The organism is Paenibacillus sp. J45TS6, from assembly GCF_018403285.1.
GTDB lineage: Bacteria > Bacillota > Bacilli > Paenibacillales > Paenibacillaceae > Paenibacillus.
This window is the reverse complement of the sequence record NZ_BOSJ01000003.1, coordinates 1-19,381: the sequence shown is the minus strand read 5'-3', so window position 1 is coordinate 19,381 and position 19,381 is coordinate 1. Positions and strand designations below refer to the sequence as shown.

Here is a 19,381-nt window from a genome sequence, read left to right as displayed (position 1 = left end):
AGAAAGTGTGAAAATGCAGGCGGCAAGACAAAGGCTAATGACTGCACTTATTAACAGGATGTCTCGTGTATGTTCTCCCAGCTTGCTCGCCCCTTTTCATCTAATTATGATTGTGTAAATAGAAGTCCGCGTACCACGTTGGAACTATCTTTCACCACGGTAGCTTTAAATCTTCCGCTCGGATTTACGTACTCGCTTTTACGTTCATTTAATGTATTTTCAACGGCACCTAATGTTGCCCCCTCAGGCGCTACGACTTCGCCATATGCGGAAGACTCTGTTGTTACATTAAGAGGATATCCGTACCATTGTCCTGCTGCATTTTTACCTGTTTTAATGTAAATACCGAACTGGTCTTTTCCTTTGAATTTACGAAGTGCATTCGTTACTTGAGATCCGCTAATAGTCGTTCCGTCATAAACGGTAAACGATGTTTGTGATAATTCAGTCTGAATATCAGCAAAGTTATTTTGGGCTGTCTTGGTTGCCTCCTGAGCTGAAATAAAGAGAATGACCACAATCGTTATCAAGGCGATGGTAAGAAAAATACCTGCTGCTACTTTTAATGCGGAAGATGCGTTATTCATTTTTAATGCCTCCGAGTTCTCAATTTATATTTTTTGAATTTGTTCGTAATAAACATTCATTTGCGTAAAACTGACCACGATCAGCGGGAGCACCAGATAAAGAAAAATCAGAGCATACATCGGAGTAAAACCAATGATGCGGCCCCATTCTGCTTTCGTCTCGATCGTCTTCGCGTATTCTTGTCTTCTCTGTTCAAAATAAAAGGACATCTGATGATCCAAATCATCGAATGCTTCCTTTATCGTGATCGTACCAAGCGCTAGGATAAGCTTGTCTACAATCCTTTGGAACTCAGGCAAAGTTATTTCTTCCTTTAACTGTTCCAAAGCTTCTTCAGGGCCATGTTCATAGTGAAGAAGACATTTTTGCAGCGGAGTTTTGAAAATCACTGCGAAACGATTCAGCCATTCGAGTATTTCTTCAACCGACATTCGGTCCATATCCCGAAGAATCGAAATTACAGTCTGATACTGGTATACTTCATGCCTCATATCCATTCTGCGGAAACGCCTTTCGGTGTAAAGCAGCAATAAGGGAAGATGGTAACCTATGTAAGCTATGAACAGACAAGACAACAGTTCCCACCAATGAAAAACTTCATGATTCCACGCCTGGAGCTTCTCTGTAATTCGATGTACTGAAGTATTTATATCTTCATGAAGCAACTTTTTATCTGAGTGACGATGCAAAGAATTCTCAATCTGTTCGTAGGTGCTGCTCGCACTCATGTTCAAATCTTTCATTACTTTCTGGTCGAGAGTTGTCCACCAAAGTGAGGTTTCCTTCTCGGCTTGCGGTAATTCTCCAAATACAGTAGCGTTCACAACAGGCTGATTTGAGATATGATTTCTTTGAATATGATGCAAGATACCGACACTGCTTACAGCAAAAATAAAACATCCGATAAAGCAGGTAATTCTTCTAACTTCAAACCATTCCAATCTGAGATGGGTATTCGTATCACGAAGAAGCTTAGCAAGAGATGCATAGGACCGGGTGCCCGTTTTCGGACCAAAAGCCGATGCTAAATGCCGCATCCATTTCCACTCATACAATCGCTTTTCCCATATCTGCTTCCGGTCTCCTGCAAGGTAACCCGTCTCTTGCGTCCGCTGAATCTGCTGCAATAAAGCATAGGATCCGATGATAATGATGTAAATAGACAACAGAATAATAAAACCATGTTTGCTTTCATAATATTCATTCATCGTAGGAAAACTGTTTCTTGCCCATTCCTCTATGGGTTTTGTGAAAAAGACCGGAGCGAGGCTAATCACATTAAGACCTTTTAATAAATAATCCAGCTTTGAAAGTCGTAATATTTCCAGATGAATTTCCTGTGTTAGACTTCCAATTCCTTTAAGATAGATGGAATCTTGTCTTGCCTCCTGATCTCCAAACTCCATTACCATATAGGATATTCCAGCAAATGCTTTTAGAAATCGATTAGGGGCTGTCTCATAATAACGTTCCAAAGCTTCATCTGGATGAACAGATGTTAGCGCAGCGTAGATGTGCATCGCATGTCTCGCAGCTTCTCCTTGAGACACTTCGGCTGCTTCGTATAACGCTTCTTCGACCATGCCATGTTGATGGTATCTATGCCTGACTTCTGCAAATAACTCTACCATCTCAGATAAAAGTTTACGTTCTTGTCTAGCGACCGCCATATCTAGAAATAGACTGTTAACCACAACACCTACCAGCAAGACCAACATGAAGAAATGCAAGCCAGGCTGAATTGTCATGAGAACGATACCTGAAACAAGGAAGGTAGCCCATATCAGAAAAGTCTGTTTCATCGTCTCTATACGCAGCAAGTATTCACTCATTCCATATTGATAACTTAATTTCTTTCGGACAAGTTGAATATAACCAGCAACACCAGGAACTTTAACTGCATAAGCATAAGACTGAACTAGAAAGGCTTTCATTACAGCCCTGAGACTTTTGGAACTCTTAATTTTCTGGTTATCCATTCTTTGCGGCGAATAATGGTGTTTACGATTCGTGAGCTGTATGAAAACGTAAATGATGAGCAGACCTAGGATGGATATCGTCAGGATCAGAAGTAATACTTGTTTAAGAGACATGGCTGCTCCCCCAATAGGATGCTGCAAATTGTTCGAACCGTGAGGCATCCTCCCTGCTCATCTGCGAGATCATTTCCTTATGATTACGTGACGAAATCGGAGAGACCATATGATACATGCCAGCACGATACTCCACTATATTCCGATAGGTAAAAGCTTCTCCACCTGAGCGAGATGAAGCTAGATCTGGGACACATTCGGTAATCCGCTCGATATATCTTCCTCCATCCGCATCTTTTTTCAGATGAATATCAAAATTAAGCACACTCGCCACCTGTTCCTCCGCAATATGTTCATGTCTAAACATTCCTACTTTAAGAAGTGAATTTCTCAGAGAAAAAATCAAATCAGGAAAGGTCTTGGCATGATGTGTAAATACGGTAAATAGACTGGCCACCTGAGACATTTGGATCATCCAAGCCGCCACTTCGTCACTTGCAACCTCGCCGAGAATATTAACCGTCCCATCGGTCTTTTTTTGCAGATCGAGCCCCTGTTGACCTGAAATATGATCTGTCTCCCGGAAGCTCAAAATATTACGTTTGCTGTACAGCTTTCGTAAATGAAGTTCAAAAGCCATTTCCTGTACACGAAGGGTATGATATGGATAAATATGCTCGATCATCGCCATTAACAAGGTCGTTTTGCCGGAGCCTTGCGCACCAGTGACCGATGTAATTCTGCAGCCTTTCATAAGATAACGAATGAGTTCAATAACCATATCTGAATTAGCGCCCGTAATTAATTTCGACAATGTCGCACTCGGTAAATCGAATTTACGAACAAAAAATGCCCAGGATTCCGAAAAAGGAGGTCTAACGACAACTACCCTTGATCCGTCCTTCATTTCATTCACCTTATATCCTTTGGATTCTGATAACTGACCCGGATGATTGTACTTGTATATATTCTGGCATACTCTTTTCAGCTCACGTTCTGAACCAAAAGATAAAAATGATAAATGAATCGTTTTTCCTCTATAAAAAATCCAAACACTTTCTGTACTGCGGCTAACTTCAGATTCTATTTCATAATCATGATCTTCCTTAAGAATATGAAATGGCATATCTGGAATCGGATTCATCTCATGTCCTAATACTCCGCTCACCCCAGCACTTACCCCGTCAATCTGCTGATCCCGAATATCATCAACAACCGAGAATCCTTTATAATGCTGATAAACACGTTGTACGAGAATATTAACTTTGTCTAAAAAATGCAGTTCGCGATATTCACACTCAAAAATATACATAATGTCTTTCGAAGTAATTTCGTAGTATCCGCCTGAGTCTGATTCAGACTGCCTTCTTAGTTCTGCCAAATCATATGTATCAATGAGCTTCGATAATGCTTCTACTCCAAATTGCTGCTGGTAAATATAAAATATAATCTCGAATTGGTCCTGTATACTTAACTCGCCAGGAAGGTCAAATGGGATGGCTTCATTAATATTACGTTCTGTCAGTCCATAACTATGAATAAGTACATCGGTAATTAATTTCTTTACATAATGTTTATCACTCAAGCTACCCGATATACAGTCTTTCAGTGCTCTTCTCATCTCAGCTCTTTGATTTATTTTCCGCTTATATTCCTCTTCGTGCAGTCCTGCATCTGCCAATTGGCTATGACTTAACTCATGTAACGCCTGTTTCACATACTCTGTCACATGCTCTAATGTTGCTTCTTCTTCCTTCCCTTTTTTAGGGATGGACTCTGTGATTTTTCGGTTATTCCTTAACTTCATGAATAAGAGTAGAATACAACTGGCAGACAATATGAGCAGAAGGAAAATATTCATTACGTCTTCCCTCCCCTCTGTTATGCTCCTCTTTCGAGCTGTTTTAAGATACTACGCAAACCAGCACTCTCCATAATAAATTTGGATAATTCACGAATACTCACAGCTAGTTCTCCCATCTCTCCGCTCTTCTTATCCATATTTATCGTCTGATGAATGTAAGTACCGATATCTCTTCGATTCCATGCATCTCTATACGGTGAGCAATATGGAATCGGTAAGATTGGATCTTTATAACCAAAACGACGTTTAATATTGGCTGGAGTACAATTAGAATCACGATCATATAAACCGAGCGAAATAATCATCTTCTTCTGTTCCCATTCCTGCTTCCACTTCGTGTTTGTGAAGAATCGTTCTACTTCTCGCATATTCTGATTCAGATTAACAACCACAACATCACTATCTTTCATGATCTCTCTCTCCTTACTTTCTCCGTTTCCTGCATCCAGTAATATCAGGTCATACGCCGCATTCGCAATTTTAAAAACAGGAGATATCTGCTTAGAGCTTAGGTCCATCTCTCCCGTAAAAGGAAGTCTATATTTCCCTGGAAGTAAATCCAGTTGGTCCCTCAGAAGAGGTACCGTACAATCTCTAAACTTTTCTTTTGTTAAACTTCCACTGGAATACAAACGAAACATAGCATCCCATCCGGTTGTAGATAACTGATCCATTACAAAGTCGGTATTCGTCTCACGAACCGGCATCCCTAACTCACAGCTTTCTCCTGCATAATCCATATGCATGACAAGGGAACGTACACGTTCAGATAGTCCAATCATATAAGCAACTGACATCATGTTTGATGTGGTACCACTACGCTGGTATGGACTCCAAAAAGTAACAATACTCATGCTCTCTTCCTTTCTATAAGGGATAAGGCTTTTTTCGACTCGGCAAATGTCCATCCGGTAAGGAGTTCAAGCAATAAAGCAAGTGATTTCTTATATTGTCTAGATAGTGGCTTTATACGAATTTTTTTGATATGTTCATTTTCAATTTGCAGCGCCAAATCCATCTCATTCCAATAGATCGAGACAGGTGTTCCATGAAAATGTATGGGAACGTCATTATAAAATCCCCATGCATACTGATCTATTGTCGTATCCATCATCTGCGTCCAAAGTCTATAAAAGCTCGGCAACTCTTCGGCTTGAAGTCTCTCTTGAAGTTTGTAAATCCATTCCTTGCCTCTCTCGAGATCCTCTCGACGATACGTACTAACCCACAGTCTTGCCGCCGCTGATATCCACTCTTCTTTGGTTAAAAAATCGATCTTTTCAACATCCACAAGAATAAAATCATACTGGGTTATATCCTCATCCACACTAGATAAGTAATCCACCATTCGCTTATAATTTGTAAACCCGCAAGCTACATCAAATCCTTCAAACTCAGTAATCCACTCCGGTAAAAAGATAGGATCAATGCTATACCTATAGCGTTCATATTCGGTTCCATCAACAAGCAGTACTTTAAAACCCATGTTCGCTAGGATCTTACTAAGATATAATGTTACGTCTGTTTTGCTTGCCAAACCTGCAAATATCCATGTTTTCATTGGTTAGCCCTTCACCCTTCACTTAAGGATTTGTCGTCCCTGGCTGTGATAAAATTTGATTTTGCTCAGCTAACGGTCCATAAATTTCTTTGGAATTCCCGGGCTCTTCAGACGCAGATTCTTTCCATACTTCTGCTTCGCTCGAACTTTCAGAGCTTGTCTGGTTCATATCTTGATCTGAGTGCCATAATTCACCCGAAGAGCTTATACCTCCACCTCGTGAAGTCAAAAGATCCTGTTCAATTGATTCTGAGACTACGTTTGTCTGGGAGGAAGCAAGTGCACTTTCTAGTGTCCCTCTCAAGTGTTTTGCTAGTGCCTGTTCCGCGTGTTCTACTATATTGGGATTTACCTCGATTAGCTGGAGTACTTTTTCGTTAGCTGGATATGTAGGAATAGCTCTTTCTTGAAACTCTGGTTCTACATAACTTAGTGAATAGAGAGATGCTTTATGTAAGTAGGCATCAACCATTGCGCTCGACAAGGTCAGTATTTCTTCCTCTGTCAATGTGATCCACATGGTAGGACCGTTTAGTTTTTCTACCTTTTTCTTTGATAAAACAATATAATCTTGACCTGTGGGAAACTGAATACGAACATCGACCATTTCCCCCGCTGATAATACAGATGGCAGTTTAATGACTGAAATCTCACGGTTTCTTAGGTCAGCTGGTGTCGGCTCGTCTTGGTACAACATGGCTTCGGTAATGACTGTTCCGGTTTGCAGTTCTATTTTTGCAACTGTGCCTCTTATATCCTCCAGATTATCCATTAGATTCGCTGGTGACTGGTCAGCAGATATTTGGATCGCTTTTACATCCGAATTCTGAATTAGCGTACCCGGCTTCACATCCCGAGCAGCAACATAACCTTTCCTGCTACCTTTTTGTTCACCCTTTAACTGCTGTGTAAGCTCACCTAGCTTTATTTCGTATTGTGCTTCTTGCTTATTCTGTTTCACATTGTCAGCATAAAAATCGTAGAACATATAACTTCCGAGTAAAAGACTAGCAGCTCCTGCACCTGCAAGGCCGGCATAGATCATTTTTTTGCTCTGTCGTCTAAGTTTTGACACAAGTGAACTCCTATCTACACCCTTACTTTGAGTGCTGTTTCCTAATTTCTTTTTTTGAAAAAGAAGCTTTTTTTCTTCATCGCGGGAACGATGTCCTTAAGTATGTCTGATATAGCTTCATCGACCTCATCTTCTTGATCAAATGGGTCTATTTGTAGTGGTAAACTGTATACATGTCTTGAATTCAAGTTTTTTCGCAATCTTACTACCGTGTTTTTTCCGGCGAGAGGTACAACGTAATTCCACTTTGCTTTAACAGTTGATTCATAACTTCGTGAGAACAAATAGAGATCTGACTGCTTCCACTCTGCTGCTCCTCCAACCACAATCGGCACATCGCTTCGCTGCAGCTCTTCCATGGAATAGGGATGACGTTCACATCCTAGATCCAAAACAATATATTGATAATTGCTATTTAAAAGCTGAAGAATCTCTTTCTTGCTTGTTCTGCGAAAATAGTGAACCCCTGTTATTTCAAACATACGCCGTTCTTCTGTTACGCCATCTTCTCCATGAGCTATCGAATCTATTCTCGAAAAAGCAGTTGCTCGCTGAGAAAATTCGATAATGGCTACCTTGCATTTCAATCTAGCCAGATAATGAGCAATGGCTATGGAAGTATGAGTAACGCCCACGCCAGGTCCTGTGCCTATAACAGAGACAACACAAGTTCCGTGTGGAAACACCGCTCCTTGTTCTTGTATACCAGGTAATGAGCGATGTGATAACTTGAACATCTCTTCTCTAAGTTCTTCTACTGACTGATATCTGCTTCCTGGATCAGATCGAAGCAGTTTCCTGATGATCGGAATATAAGGACGAAATGCCTCATGTCGAAGTAGTTGCTCTACGCCCGGTATCCATTCGCTGTGTGCTCCCCGGGTTATCAAATATAAGAATAATGCTCCAAGACTATACAAATCGGACCTTACATCCGTCTGACCGCTGCCATACTGTTCGGGTGAAGCAAATCCGATGGTTCCGAGTTTCACTGTATCCTGCTGATGATTCTCTTTATAATTTCGAGCAATTCCAAAATCGATAAGTCGAAGTTCTTCTGCTCCTGTGATCATAATGTTTCCCGGCTTCAAGTCACGATATATGATGGCCGGTGAACGGTGGTGCAAATAATCAAGAACCTCCATTACCTCTTGGATCATCCGGATGATCTTGTCAAAGGGAAGTGTAAAATCATGTTTGCTAAGATATTCAGTAAGTGTTATCCCCTGAATATAATCCATCACTAGATAGGTATATCCGTCTGCATCGGGTTCAAAAAAATCTACAATCTGCGGTAAACGAGGGTGCTGAAGTTCAATCAGCATCTCGGCTTCTGTAACTACATTCCCTTGATATCCTGGATGCGCCAGGCTTTCTTTGATTGCCCATTTCTTTCCTGGAAGCCTTAAATCTTCTGCCATATATACATGACTCATTCCACCAGAGCCGATACTCCTGACAACCTGGTATCTCCCTCCGAGGATAGAACCTCTTTCTAAACGCGAAGGAAACCGCATAATGACCTCCTTATGTACATAAAAAAAGAGAAAGCCCCCTATTGCTGAATTTGCAATCATACTTGCAAATTCATACAACAGGGATGCTTTCCCTCATTTATCGCACTGGTTAATTTTGGATTCATTATATGACAGGAATGAACCAAATGTAAAGCACTTTTTTAAATGTTCTTTTATATGGCGAAAGGCATATGTTTATATAGACATGCCCTTTTCCACCATTAATACTTAATCATATATAACGTAATCTCGTCCCGATTGTGAAAAAGCTGCTTAGCGCGCTGAATCTGCATTCGAGAATCTTCAAACATATGGGTTACTTCCTTAATCAACGCCATTGGTTTTTTATGCATTAGCTTTACAGTTACGACAGCTGTACCGCCAGGTCTTAAGCTGTAAAGTAAATCGGTAACTAATCTCGCCATGAGTTTTGGACTCCAGCTCATATCACATACGAGAAGATCAAATTCATTTTCCTTGAATTTTACATCTCCCGCATTTTTAGATACATATTTAAGTCTAGGATTCTTAAGAAGAACTGGATTCATTTTGGCAGGATCAACTGCTGTAACCTCAAGTCCTCTTTCTAGCAAGAAGGAAGTCCATCCCCCTGGTGCTGCACCGATATCCACTGCACGATGAAACGATGAAAAAGGAATCCCTAATGTCTTTTCGGCCTCAAGCAGTTTGAATTTAGCTCTTGAGATCTGTCCCTCTTCCTTCTGAAAGCGAACAGCTCCTCCATTCCAGTCCGACAGATTATCTGCCGCACGGGATACACCTGCATACAAACGTTCCTCTGTAAGATATACAGATACGATAAGGTCCGCATCCTGCACCACGTGCTGCGCAGGAAGAAGTTCAATGCCATTTAAGATATGCTGTTTAAATGCACCGGAAGTTCCTTCGTAATGGCTCCGTTCTGTTTTTCTTACCTGCAGACTAAATGTGCCTTCTTGCAGTGCACTATGATTCAGTAAAAACCGAAATAACTGATCATACGCATGGTCTTGATCGTCCATCCCCACTTCAAAGTGGATAGGGAATAAATGCCTTAGAAAAATGGGAGGCGTTTGATACAGAAGCTCTGTAACTTCTCCCTGAGGTGCTGACAAAGTAGCTAAAAACACTTCACCAGAGACAAGCATTGTACTTTTTACGGTTCCAAACATTCTCCGAAGTTCTTCTTGTGCATAAGGAGCAAATCCATGGTTTGCTGTACATATAAAACGGGTTGTGATTCCTTCTGCCGTCTGTTCTTGATTACTCAATTCTTATTAACCTCCACTGCATACTCGTATCCAAGGGCGTTCATGAAACCAATCCAGCTCCACAGAAATTCCGTACGTTTCCATTATTGTTTCTTTAGTTAATACTTCTTTTTTAGGACCCGCCGCAGCGACCTTCCCATCTTTGATAAGCGCAATATGAGTAAATAAGGGCATAATCTCTTCAATATGATGCGTTACATACACAATAGCAATATCTTGCTTTCTTAGATTATCTACAGCCAGTAACATATTCTCCCGTTCGTACAGATCTAGACCAGCGCATGGCTCGTCCATAATCAATAATTTGGGATGGGCCATAAGCGACCTCGCCAGGAGCACCTTTTTACGTTCCCCTTGTGATAGCGTCCCAAAAGGCTGCTGTGCTAAATGGGAAAATCCGATATCCGCAAGTTTGGCATGCGCTTCTTCTTTAATTTCATCCGGGATGTGCTGATAAAAACGCAAAAAAGCGTAAGCTCCGGTAGCGACTACTTCCCATACTGGATCTTTTAACGCCAGCTTTTCTATTAATGTTTGACTAATGTAGCCGATTTCTTTACGGACTTCACGGACGTCACATTCTCCATAGGTATAATCAAGTACATTCACTTTCCCTTTCGTTGGGAACAAGTACCCCATCATCATTTCAAGAATCGTCGTTTTTCCGCTTCCGTTTCTTCCTAAAATGACCCAATTTTCATCTTTACCCATTTGAATGTTTACATCATCCAGAATAAGCTTGTCACCGCGCTGAAGTGATACATTTTGCATCCCAATCATGAAGAAACCACCCTCCTGATTTGATTCAACAAATGCTGAGCCGATTCCATTTTATAAATGTGAGTCGGAAGTTGCTTCTCTCCGCTAAACAATAGTAAAGCGGGTACACTCGTAATCTGATATTGCTGAACCACGTTCTGGATATCTGCTATATTTGCTTCATACAGGATCCCTTCTGGCAAGAGATACTCTGCCACTTCAAGCATCCGTAAACCCGCCTGACAAGTGCCGCATAAAGGAGTATACACATACAGAGCAAAGGCTTTGCCTTCCCATGCCATTCGCAAAATTTCATTCTGTTCAATAGGTTTCATTGTTTGGCTCTCGATGTTTGCGCAATTTGTTCAAGTAGCTCCTGCGGCATAGGGCCATTATGAACTTCGGTACGGTCCGGCTTATTCATGTATAGTAATTCATACATTGCTCTTCGTCCAGCATCACTTGAAGTATGCAAATAAATTACATTCGGATACATCTGCTTATTCACGATAAATGAAGCAATATCAAGACCCGTTGGATTGCCATAACCTAGATCATAATCCAAGGATAAAATATTTACATCATATTCAATAAGAAGCAGCTTACACTCTTCTACATCCCTTGCAAGGGTAAATCCAGGTGGACATGTTCGATAATCATCCAGAAATAAGTTCATTCTCCCCTCACCTTCCTAAAACAGCTTTCAAGTTAACCAAGTTCGAATTAACTCTATGTCTTCTTGATGAGTTCCATCTTCACCTGTTTCCGTTTCCAGTACCCATATCGAGCCCTTCACGTCTTTTTGCTGTAACAGCCAGGCAAGTCCTTTCTCCCCTATATATCCTTTACCCACTCGTTCATGGCGGTCTTTATTAGAACGATATCCATACTTTGAATCATTCACATGAATGGCAACAAGCGCATCAAAATAGCCCAGACTTTGTCCTTTTTCAAGCAGTTCTGGATCTTCTGATCCGTTCCAAAGACCACTCGCATAGGCATGACAAGTATCTAAACAAAAACCAATCGAGTCAGCGTTTCGGGACAAGTTTCGTATTTGCACCATTTCTTCGATAGTCGTACCCATAGGACCATGATCCCCTGCTTGATTTTCGATTAAAATCTTAGATTTGCCTTCCCAGCCCGTTAGAACATCGTCTAAAAACTGAATAATGTGACGATACCCCACAAGCGGATCACTCATCTTCACATGACCAAAATGAACGACAACACCCGCTGAACCACAAGCTTCCGCTATGTGCAGATCATTTTGTAAAGAAGCTACCATTCCTTGATATTGACTATTCCCTTTGATAGGACCCAAAGCGGGATTCGTAGGATAAGGAGAGTGTGCGATAGACTGAAGCCCATATTTTATACAGAAAGCTTTGCAACGCATTGCTTCTGTCATATCAAAATTTTTCACACGAAGTCCTCGAGGATTTTTCGGAAAGTACTGAAAAGCACTCGCTCCCATATCAAATGCTCTTTGAGCTGCTTTCGAATAACCCCCGCGAGTACTTACGTGACTACCTATATATAAGTTAGGGGTCAATGCTGACATACGGGGCAGAAAAAAGCTTTCTTCCCGGTAATCTCCACTTTATTAATGATCCCCTCGTTACATCTCGTGCAGGTCTCACCCTCTCGGTCGTAGACACGGCACTGCTCATCATACTTTCCTGTCAATTCGTCACCTGCATACAGCGGCATTTCCATGTAACCCCCGCCTGCAGTCGCTTCGCGCAGAACAGATTGGATCGCATGATAGAGTCTTGATAAAGCATCCTCGTTAAGAAGAACATCTTGTATTTTCGTATCAGGTCTTAGACTGGCAGCATAGGCGATTTCATCGGAATAACAGTTCCCAATTCCCGCAATAACACGCTGATTCACAAGTGTTGTTTTTATCGTACCTCTTCTACCCTTTAATCGGTCTTTGAACTTTTCTAACGTAAAACGATAGTCAAGAGGTTCGGGTCCAAGATCAGACATGAGCTCATCCGTTTCTTTGGCACTCAATAAGTGAAGATAACCGAGTCTCAGGCCGATAAAATAAAGAACGACTTCACCAAATTCAATTTCCACTTGAGTTGACCGTTTCGGACGCTCTTGTTCTGTTCCGATATAAAGTATGCCTCCAAGCATGAGATGCAGTACAAGTCTTTTACCCGTACTCATATGAAAAATCAAATGTTTACCCCTGCGCTCGATATAAACAATCCGCTCATTTACAAGTTCTTTTTCAAAAACTTCTGGAGTTACATTTATTGAGTTTTCACGGCTAACGGTAACGTTCGTAATGGATTGATCCAGTATTCGTTCCGATAATAACTTTCGGTAGTTCTCCATCTCCGGTAATTCCGGCATATGAACCTCTTCCTTCCCTTGATGCTATATAAATAGTTTATTCTATGTTCTTGTTAGATGGTGGTTATCAAATCATGAAGATTTTTATGAATTTCATTTGGTTTAATCCCAGTCGCACGCATGTGAGTCTCTAGATTTGCTTCCGTCGTAACTCCGGTTAGTACAAGAATAGAACGGCATCCAGCCGCTTCTCCAGCAGCAATATCAGTTCGCATATTGTCTCCAATAACCGCAACCTCGCTAGCAGGAAGACCAAGACGATCAATGGCATGCTTCATAAGAATGCTGGAAGGTTTTCCGATCACCACGGGTTTCACACCCGATGCGGCTTCAATTGCCGCTCCCAGAGTTCCTGCGCCCGGTGTCAGACCATCGTCAGCAGGCAGCTGTAGATCAGGGTTAGTTAAAATGAATTTTGCCCCTCCCATAATCCAGCGAAGCGCTTTTGTCAGCTTTTCATATGTAAATTCACGGTCAATACCCTGAATTACGTACTCTGGTGATTCTTCTGTAATATGAAGTCCTGCGGAAATTAGTGCTTTCTCCAGTCCATCTTCACCGATAAATGCAACTTTGGCACCAGGTGATTCAGAAGCCACATATTCAGCCGCTGCCACCGCAGATGTACACACTTCTTCTCCGGCCGCTTCTATTCCAAGAGATCTCAGGTGTTCTGCTACTCCTTCTGGTGTTCTCGATGAATTATTCGTTACATATAGGTAAGGTATGTTGGAACTTTTTAAATGCTGAATTAGCAAATCTGCTCCATCAATACGATGTTTTCCATGATAGATTGTTCCGTCTAAGTCTAACAAGTAAGCTTTAGGTGAATTCATAGCTGTAGTACTCCTTTCAAAAGACAAGTTCATATTCTTATATAAATAAGCATTATGCCCATCGTACAATCTTTTTAAGAGGATTGCAAAGCAGAAATAACACACAATTTGCACGTCTTATTTTTCAAGTGTTACTCGTTTCCAAGTCTTATAAAATCAGATTTGGATTAACTCATGTTCCATAGCAAGACTTGTGTTTGGAAAAACAGACTGTGCCTCCAAAAGCAAAGGTTCGAGATGTTCTGCATCTTTGTATCTTGAGCTAAAATGAGTCAAAATCAGTCTGCCTGCACCCGCTTCTTTTGCCGCCTCAGCAGCTTGAAGGGCTGTACTATGATAATATTCGTGAGCAGTAGACGCAAGTTCATGCAAGAAAGTAGCTTCATGGACAATGACATCAGCACCTGCCGATAAAGGCACCACATTTTGGGTAGGTCTCGTATCGCCTAGAATTGTAATGACTTTACCCGGTTTCGGTGAGCCAAGTACGTCTGCTGGATGAACGATAACCCCATCTTCAAGTTCGATGCTTTCGCCGCGTTTGAGTCTTCCAAAAAGAGGACCTGGTTTGAGCCCATGCACGGCAAGTTTCGAAGGATCAATGCTTCCAGGACGATCCTTTTCCATGATTCGGTAGCCATAACTATCAATCCGATGCTCAAGTAGCGCCGACTCTACTACAAACATATCATCTTCAAAAATAATGCCGCCCTGATGTTCCACAATATTCAGTTCATAATTCACACGGGACTGACTTAACTCAAGTGAAGTCTCCACGTATTTACGAATTCCTGGGGGGCCATAGATCGTAAGCGGTGTTACACCGCCTTGGTAGGCTCTACTTGACAACAAGCCAGGCAAACCAAAGATATGATCACCGTGTAAATGAGTAATAAAGATTTTTTCAAGCTTACTCAGTTTAAGGGGTGATTTCAAAAATTGATGCTGTGTGCCTTCCCCGCAGTCAAACAGCCACATCGACCGGCGCTCTTCCATCAGACGCAGTGCGATCGAAGTTACGTTACGCTGCAGCGACGGTACTCCTGCATTTGTTCCTAAAAAATATAATTCCATAATGTTACACCTCATCTGACTCTATGAATGATAAAAATCCCCCGATTTAGGATCGGAGGATTCCTTACTTTGTTCTACATTTTCACGCTTTTTCCACGTTAAAATATTGCGCCTCCGGATGGCTGAACACCATCGCTGAAACCGAAGCTTCCGGTTCCATCATAAATCCTTCGGTCAGTTCTACCCCGATATCTTCCGGATGCATTAGTTCAAACAGAGGACCTTGATCTTCAAGATCAGGACAAGCTGGGTAGCCAAACGATACCCTGATTCCTTGATACCTGGCCCCTAGACGCTGTTTCATCGTCATTTCAGGAGGATCTGAGAATCCCCAAGTATCCCGCATCATATGATGAATGCGTTCTGCAAGTCCTTCTGCCACTTCTAAAGCAATCGACTGCAGAGCATGAAATCTCAAGTAATCGCCTTTTTCTTTCCAAACCTGAGCGAGCTCCGAGATTCCATGTCCTGCGGTTACCACGAGAAAACCGACATAATCCATTGTACCGGATTCTACGGGTTTCAGAAAGTCCGCGAGACACAAATGTGGTTCGACCTTTTGACGAGGAAACTCAAAGGTGTGTAATACTTGGCTATGATCTTCTGGATCGTATATGAAAATTTCGTTTCCTTTAGACTGAGCTGGGAAAAATCGATACATTGCATTCGCTTTAATAATTCCATCTCGTACAGCAAGGTCCATAATTTCATCAACCGTTTGCTTCAGCTGAACTGCCTTAGGGTCGCCAGCTGCAAGCAATTGTTCTACATTCCCTTTCAGCCCTAAATGATGACCCAGCAGCATCTGCATGTTCACATAAGGGAGAATATGCCCAATTGGGTAATTACGAAGCGTGTGTCTTATAAGATCGGGCGGCTGATATACGGGAGCATCTACTGAAATTTTGGAACGTTCAACCCGAGTAAGTTTAGGAAGAGAGATCACTTTATCAGCTGCATTTGCTTCCGCTTCTTGTTCCCGTTCCATCTCCATAACCATCACTTCTCTGCTCGCCGGATCCATTAATTTATTCGCAATATCAAGACCATCCATCGCATCTTTAGCATAGAGAACCATCCCATTATACTCGGGCCTGATCCGGGTTCTAGTAAATTTACGTGTAAGCGCAGCGCCCCCAACCATAATAGGTACGTCAATACCTGCATTTCGTAAATCCTGTGCAGTCATCACCATTTGTTGTGCAGATTTTACGAGTAATCCGGATAGACCAATGGCATCTACTTTCTCTTCACGGAAAGACTCGATAATTCGTTCCGGTGGTACTTTTATACCCAAATTCACAATCTGGTAACCGTTATTGGCTAGAATGATCTCCACTAGATTTTTGCCAATGTCATGTACATCACCTTTTACAGTGGCGAGCATAATTTTTCCTTTTACAGAAGTTTCGTTCTTCTGCATAAATTGTTCTAGGTACGATACAGAGGCTTTCATCACTTCTGCGCTCTGGAGCACTTCAGCAACAATCAGTTCGTTGTTATTAAACAGTCTTCCGACTTCTTCCATCCCTTTCATTAAAGGGCCATTAATAATCTGAAGCGGGCTGTATTTCGCTCTCGCGAGTTCCAAATCGGGAATAAGGCCTTCTTTACTGCCTTCAACTACATAGGTCGCAAGACGTTCTTCAAGGGAAAGATTCGAGATTTTTTCTTTTTTCTCTACTTTTTTATTACGAAAAGCTGCTACAAAAGCAGCTAATGTCTCGTCACTGGTCCGGTAGATCAAATCTTCTGCCAGTTTTCTATCTTCTGGCGTAATCGAAGCATAACGTTCTACCTTCTCCGTGTTTACAATCGCATAATCGAGACCCGCCTTTGTACACTCGTATAAGAATACAGAGTTCAGGACTTCTCTCCCTGCTTCCGGCAGACCGAAAGAAACGTTACTAACACCCAAAATCGTATGCGTTTCAGGCAGTGCTTCTTTGATCAAACGGATTCCTTCAATCGTCTCTCCAGCAGAACCGATATACTGTTCATCTCCTGTACCAACAGGAAAAACAAGGGTATCAAAAATAATATCTTCAGGACGCAGATGATATTTATTGACTAAAAGATCGTACGAACGCTTTGCTACTTCAAGCTTATCTTCACGGGTAATAGCCTGCCCCCGCTCATCTATTGTACCTACCACGACAGCTCCGCCATATTTACGAAGAATAGGTGTCACTTTCTCAAACTTTTCTTCACCATCTTCTAAATTAATGGAGTTGATAATAGCTTTACCCTGAGAGTACTGTAAAGAAAGATCAATCACATCGGCATCGGTTGTATCAATCATTAATGGAACTTTCACTTTTTTCACAACCAACTCTAAAAACTTTCGCATATCCTCTGTCTCATCACGGTCAGGGTCTTGTACACAGATATCAACGACTTGAGCTCCATTCTTAACTTGGGCGCGAGCGACTTCAGAAGCTTCTTCATACTTACCTTCGGCGATGAGTCGTTTAAATTTTCGTGACCCCAGCACATTCGTCCGTTCTCCTACCATATAAGGACGATTGTCTTGTTCGATATAAACAGGATCAATCCCGGAGATTGCCGGAGGGTGTGTACCCGTTAGCGGACGAGGTTCAATCAGATCCAGCTTGTCCTTTAATGCACGGATATGTTCCGGAGTTGTTCCGCAGCATCCTCCGGCAATATTAAGCCATCCCTGCTCCGCAAAGGCAGCGATTTTCACAGCTAAAGATTCAGGGGACTCATGGTAGTGACCATTCTCATCTGGCAGACCTGCATTCGGATAGCAACTTACTGCAGCGCTTGACATAGCAGAAAGTGTACGAATGTGATCTCTCATGAATTCTGGACCTGTCGCACAGTTGAGTCCAATCGATATCGGACTCAGATGTTCCAACGAGACATAAAAAGATTCTATATTTTGACCTGCCAGCGTCGTGCCCATAGGTTCAATGGTACCGGATATCATAATAGGCAGTGTTATATTACGAGCTTCAAAAGCATTACGAATTCCAATACTCCCTGCTTTAACATTCAATGTATCTTGACATGTTTCAAGGAGAAGAGCATCCACGCCTCCATCAATCAAAGCTAGAGTCTGTTCTTCATAACTCTCAATTAGTTCATCAAATGTAACTCCACCTGTTACAGACAATGTCTTAGTTGTAGGACCCATAGCTCCGATAACATAACGTGGAGACTCGGGAGTACTATATTTATCTACAGCCGCTCTTGCCAGCTTTGCAGCAACCAGATTAATTTCTCTCGCCTTATCTTGTATATCATATTCTGCCAAAACCACAGAAGTTGCACCAAAGGTGTTTGTTTCAATAAGATCCGCACCCGCTTCAAGGTAACGTTCGTGTATCGTCTGGATGATGTCAGGCCTTGTGAGCACTAACATTTCATTGCATCCATCCAGTTCCTCACCGCCAAAGTCTTCCGCAGTCAGGTCTTCCTGTTGAATCATGGTACCCATAGCACCATCTAAGATCAATATTCGCTTCTGTAATGCTTCTTGCAAACTGATTTTATTCACCCTTATACCTCCCGCCAAACGTTAGGTCTAATTTTAGCAGAAAAGGTATTTTTATGAAAGAACATTTACATCGCGAAGAACTGCGTCACAACAATGTTTTCAGGATAATAATTAGGATAACTGACAAAAAGTAAATCGACAAAAGAGATAAGATTCGCTATAATAGCAATTAAACCAAGTGGAAAAGAGGGAAAGTAAATGGCAGAAATCTTAATTCGAAATACGAACGAAAGAATCACAGGCGAAGATAATGTTCGTTCCTTCCTCAATCAATATGAAGTGCTTTTTGAAAAATGGGATACTTCTAAACTTCCAGCTGAACTTCAAAATAAATTTGTATTAGATGAAGAAGAAAAACAACAAATCTTGGATGTTTACGATAGCGAAATTAAAGATTTGGCTGCCCGCCGAGGTTATCAGATTTGGGATATCATCACTCTGTCAGAAGCCACTCCTGATCTCGAAGAGAAGCTTGCCAAGTTTGAAGAAATTCATACGCATTCAGAAGATGAGATCCGTGCAATCGTTTCTGGTAAAGGGATCTTTATCATTAAAGGTGACGAACAAACAGGCTACTTCAACGTAGAGCTTGAGCCAGGTGATGTCATTTCTGTCCCTGAAAATACACCTCACTTCTTTACACTTATGGATAACAAAAAAATCATCGCTGTTCGATTGTTTATTGAACAGAATGGCTGGGTTGCGGATCCGTATCCAGATCCTAGCTTTATCAAGACCTAACTCATATGATAAGTAAATATACCACCCTAAGAGATCATTCCTTGAAGTGACCCCTAAATGTTAGACACGGTTATTTCATTAGGCAGCTTGGGTAAAACGAGTTCGGTACTGTACCGGACTCGTTTTTAATTTTGCCTTCAATCGTTTTGTGTTGTAGTAGTTCATATAT

At 41.6% G+C, this 19,381-nt stretch carries 18 protein-coding genes; 1 reads left to right on the top strand and 17 read right to left on the bottom strand.

Annotated elements, in window-relative coordinates:
- Nucleotides 1–104 precede the first annotated feature (104 nt).
- The 16 genes from KJS58_RS05155 to metH form a co-directional block, all read right to left on the bottom strand.
- On the bottom strand, nt 105–587 hold the full coding sequence (locus KJS58_RS05155) for an ABC transporter permease (RefSeq protein ID WP_160031920.1): 483 nt from the start codon (nt 585–587) through the stop codon (nt 105–107).
- Nucleotides 588–611: 24 nt separating this feature from the next.
- Nucleotides 612–2,681 carry a hypothetical protein gene (locus tag KJS58_RS05150; protein ID WP_213531115.1) on the bottom strand — a complete coding sequence of 690 codons (2,070 nt, stop codon included), beginning with the start codon at nt 2,679–2,681 and terminating at the stop codon, nt 612–614.
- A complete protein-coding gene (locus KJS58_RS05145) occupies nt 2,671–4,482 on the bottom strand; it encodes an ATPase, T2SS/T4P/T4SS family (RefSeq protein WP_213531113.1) in 1,812 nt (603 codons plus the stop codon). Before KJS58_RS05145 ends, KJS58_RS05150 begins: the two co-directional genes overlap by 11 nt.
- Nucleotides 4,483–4,502: 20 nt before the next feature.
- Nucleotides 4,503–5,339: a hypothetical protein gene (locus KJS58_RS05140; RefSeq protein ID WP_213531111.1), complete on the bottom strand. Its 837-nt coding sequence runs from the start codon at nt 5,337–5,339 to the stop codon at nt 4,503–4,505.
- A complete protein-coding gene (locus KJS58_RS05135; protein WP_213531109.1) occupies nt 5,336–6,046 on the bottom strand; it encodes a ParA family protein in 711 nt (236 codons plus the stop codon). The genes KJS58_RS05140 and KJS58_RS05135 overlap by 4 nt, the downstream gene beginning before the upstream one ends.
- A 22-nt stretch (nt 6,047–6,068) precedes the next feature.
- Nucleotides 6,069–7,121, bottom strand: coding sequence for an SAF domain-containing protein (locus tag KJS58_RS05130; protein ID WP_213531107.1), 1,053 nt, complete (start codon nt 7,119–7,121; stop codon nt 6,069–6,071).
- 41 nt (nt 7,122–7,162) lie between these two features.
- Entirely contained in the window at nt 7,163–8,638 is a 1,476-nt protein-coding gene (locus KJS58_RS05125) for a protein kinase domain-containing protein (protein WP_306433057.1), read from the bottom strand.
- 221 nt (nt 8,639–8,859) lie between these two features.
- The gene (locus tag KJS58_RS05120) at nt 8,860–9,909 is read right to left on the bottom strand and encodes a 23S rRNA (cytidine(2498)-2'-O)-methyltransferase RlmM (protein ID WP_213531105.1); all 1,050 of its coding nucleotides are present in this window, start codon (nt 9,907–9,909) and stop codon (nt 8,860–8,862) included.
- A gap of 6 nt (nt 9,910–9,915) precedes the next feature.
- Nucleotides 9,916–10,689: an ABC transporter ATP-binding protein gene (locus KJS58_RS05115; RefSeq protein WP_213531103.1), complete on the bottom strand. Its 774-nt coding sequence runs from the start codon at nt 10,687–10,689 to the stop codon at nt 9,916–9,918.
- Nucleotides 10,686–11,003 carry a thioredoxin family protein gene (locus KJS58_RS05110; protein WP_213531101.1) on the bottom strand — a complete coding sequence of 106 codons (318 nt, stop codon included), beginning with the start codon at nt 11,001–11,003 and terminating at the stop codon, nt 10,686–10,688. Before KJS58_RS05110 ends, KJS58_RS05115 begins: the two co-directional genes overlap by 4 nt.
- On the bottom strand, nt 11,000–11,344 hold the full coding sequence (locus tag KJS58_RS05105; protein ID WP_213531099.1) for a cyclic-phosphate processing receiver domain-containing protein: 345 nt from the start codon (nt 11,342–11,344) through the stop codon (nt 11,000–11,002). The genes KJS58_RS05110 and KJS58_RS05105 overlap by 4 nt, the downstream gene beginning before the upstream one ends.
- Before the next feature lie 27 nt (nt 11,345–11,371).
- Nucleotides 11,372–12,232: a deoxyribonuclease IV gene (locus KJS58_RS05100; RefSeq protein ID WP_213531098.1), complete on the bottom strand. Its 861-nt coding sequence runs from the start codon at nt 12,230–12,232 to the stop codon at nt 11,372–11,374.
- Nucleotides 12,220–13,038, bottom strand: a complete 819-nt coding sequence (locus KJS58_RS05095) for an Fpg/Nei family DNA glycosylase (RefSeq protein ID WP_213531096.1) — start codon at nt 13,036–13,038, stop codon at nt 12,220–12,222. Before KJS58_RS05095 ends, KJS58_RS05100 begins: the two co-directional genes overlap by 13 nt.
- Nucleotides 13,039–13,091: 53 nt before the next feature.
- Nucleotides 13,092–13,874 (bottom strand): TIGR01457 family HAD-type hydrolase, encoded by a 783-nt coding sequence (locus KJS58_RS05090; protein WP_213531094.1) that lies wholly within the window; start codon nt 13,872–13,874, stop codon nt 13,092–13,094.
- Between the two features lie 156 nt (nt 13,875–14,030).
- Complete coding sequence (rnz, locus tag KJS58_RS05085; RefSeq protein WP_213531092.1) at nt 14,031–14,948, bottom strand: ribonuclease Z; 918 nt, start codon at nt 14,946–14,948, stop codon at nt 14,031–14,033.
- Between the two features lie 82 nt (nt 14,949–15,030).
- Entirely contained in the window at nt 15,031–18,471 is a 3,441-nt protein-coding gene (gene metH / locus KJS58_RS05080; protein WP_213531090.1) for a methionine synthase, read from the bottom strand.
- A gap of 198 nt (nt 18,472–18,669) precedes the next feature.
- Between metH and KJS58_RS05075 the strand changes: the two genes are divergently transcribed.
- Complete coding sequence (locus KJS58_RS05075) at nt 18,670–19,212, top strand: 1,2-dihydroxy-3-keto-5-methylthiopentene dioxygenase (protein WP_213531088.1); 543 nt, start codon at nt 18,670–18,672, stop codon at nt 19,210–19,212.
- Between the two features lie 78 nt (nt 19,213–19,290).
- Here KJS58_RS05075 and KJS58_RS05070 read toward each other — a convergent pair.
- The coding region (locus KJS58_RS05070; protein WP_213531749.1) for an IS3 family transposase at nt 19,291–19,381 on the bottom strand (91 nt) is incomplete at its 5' end.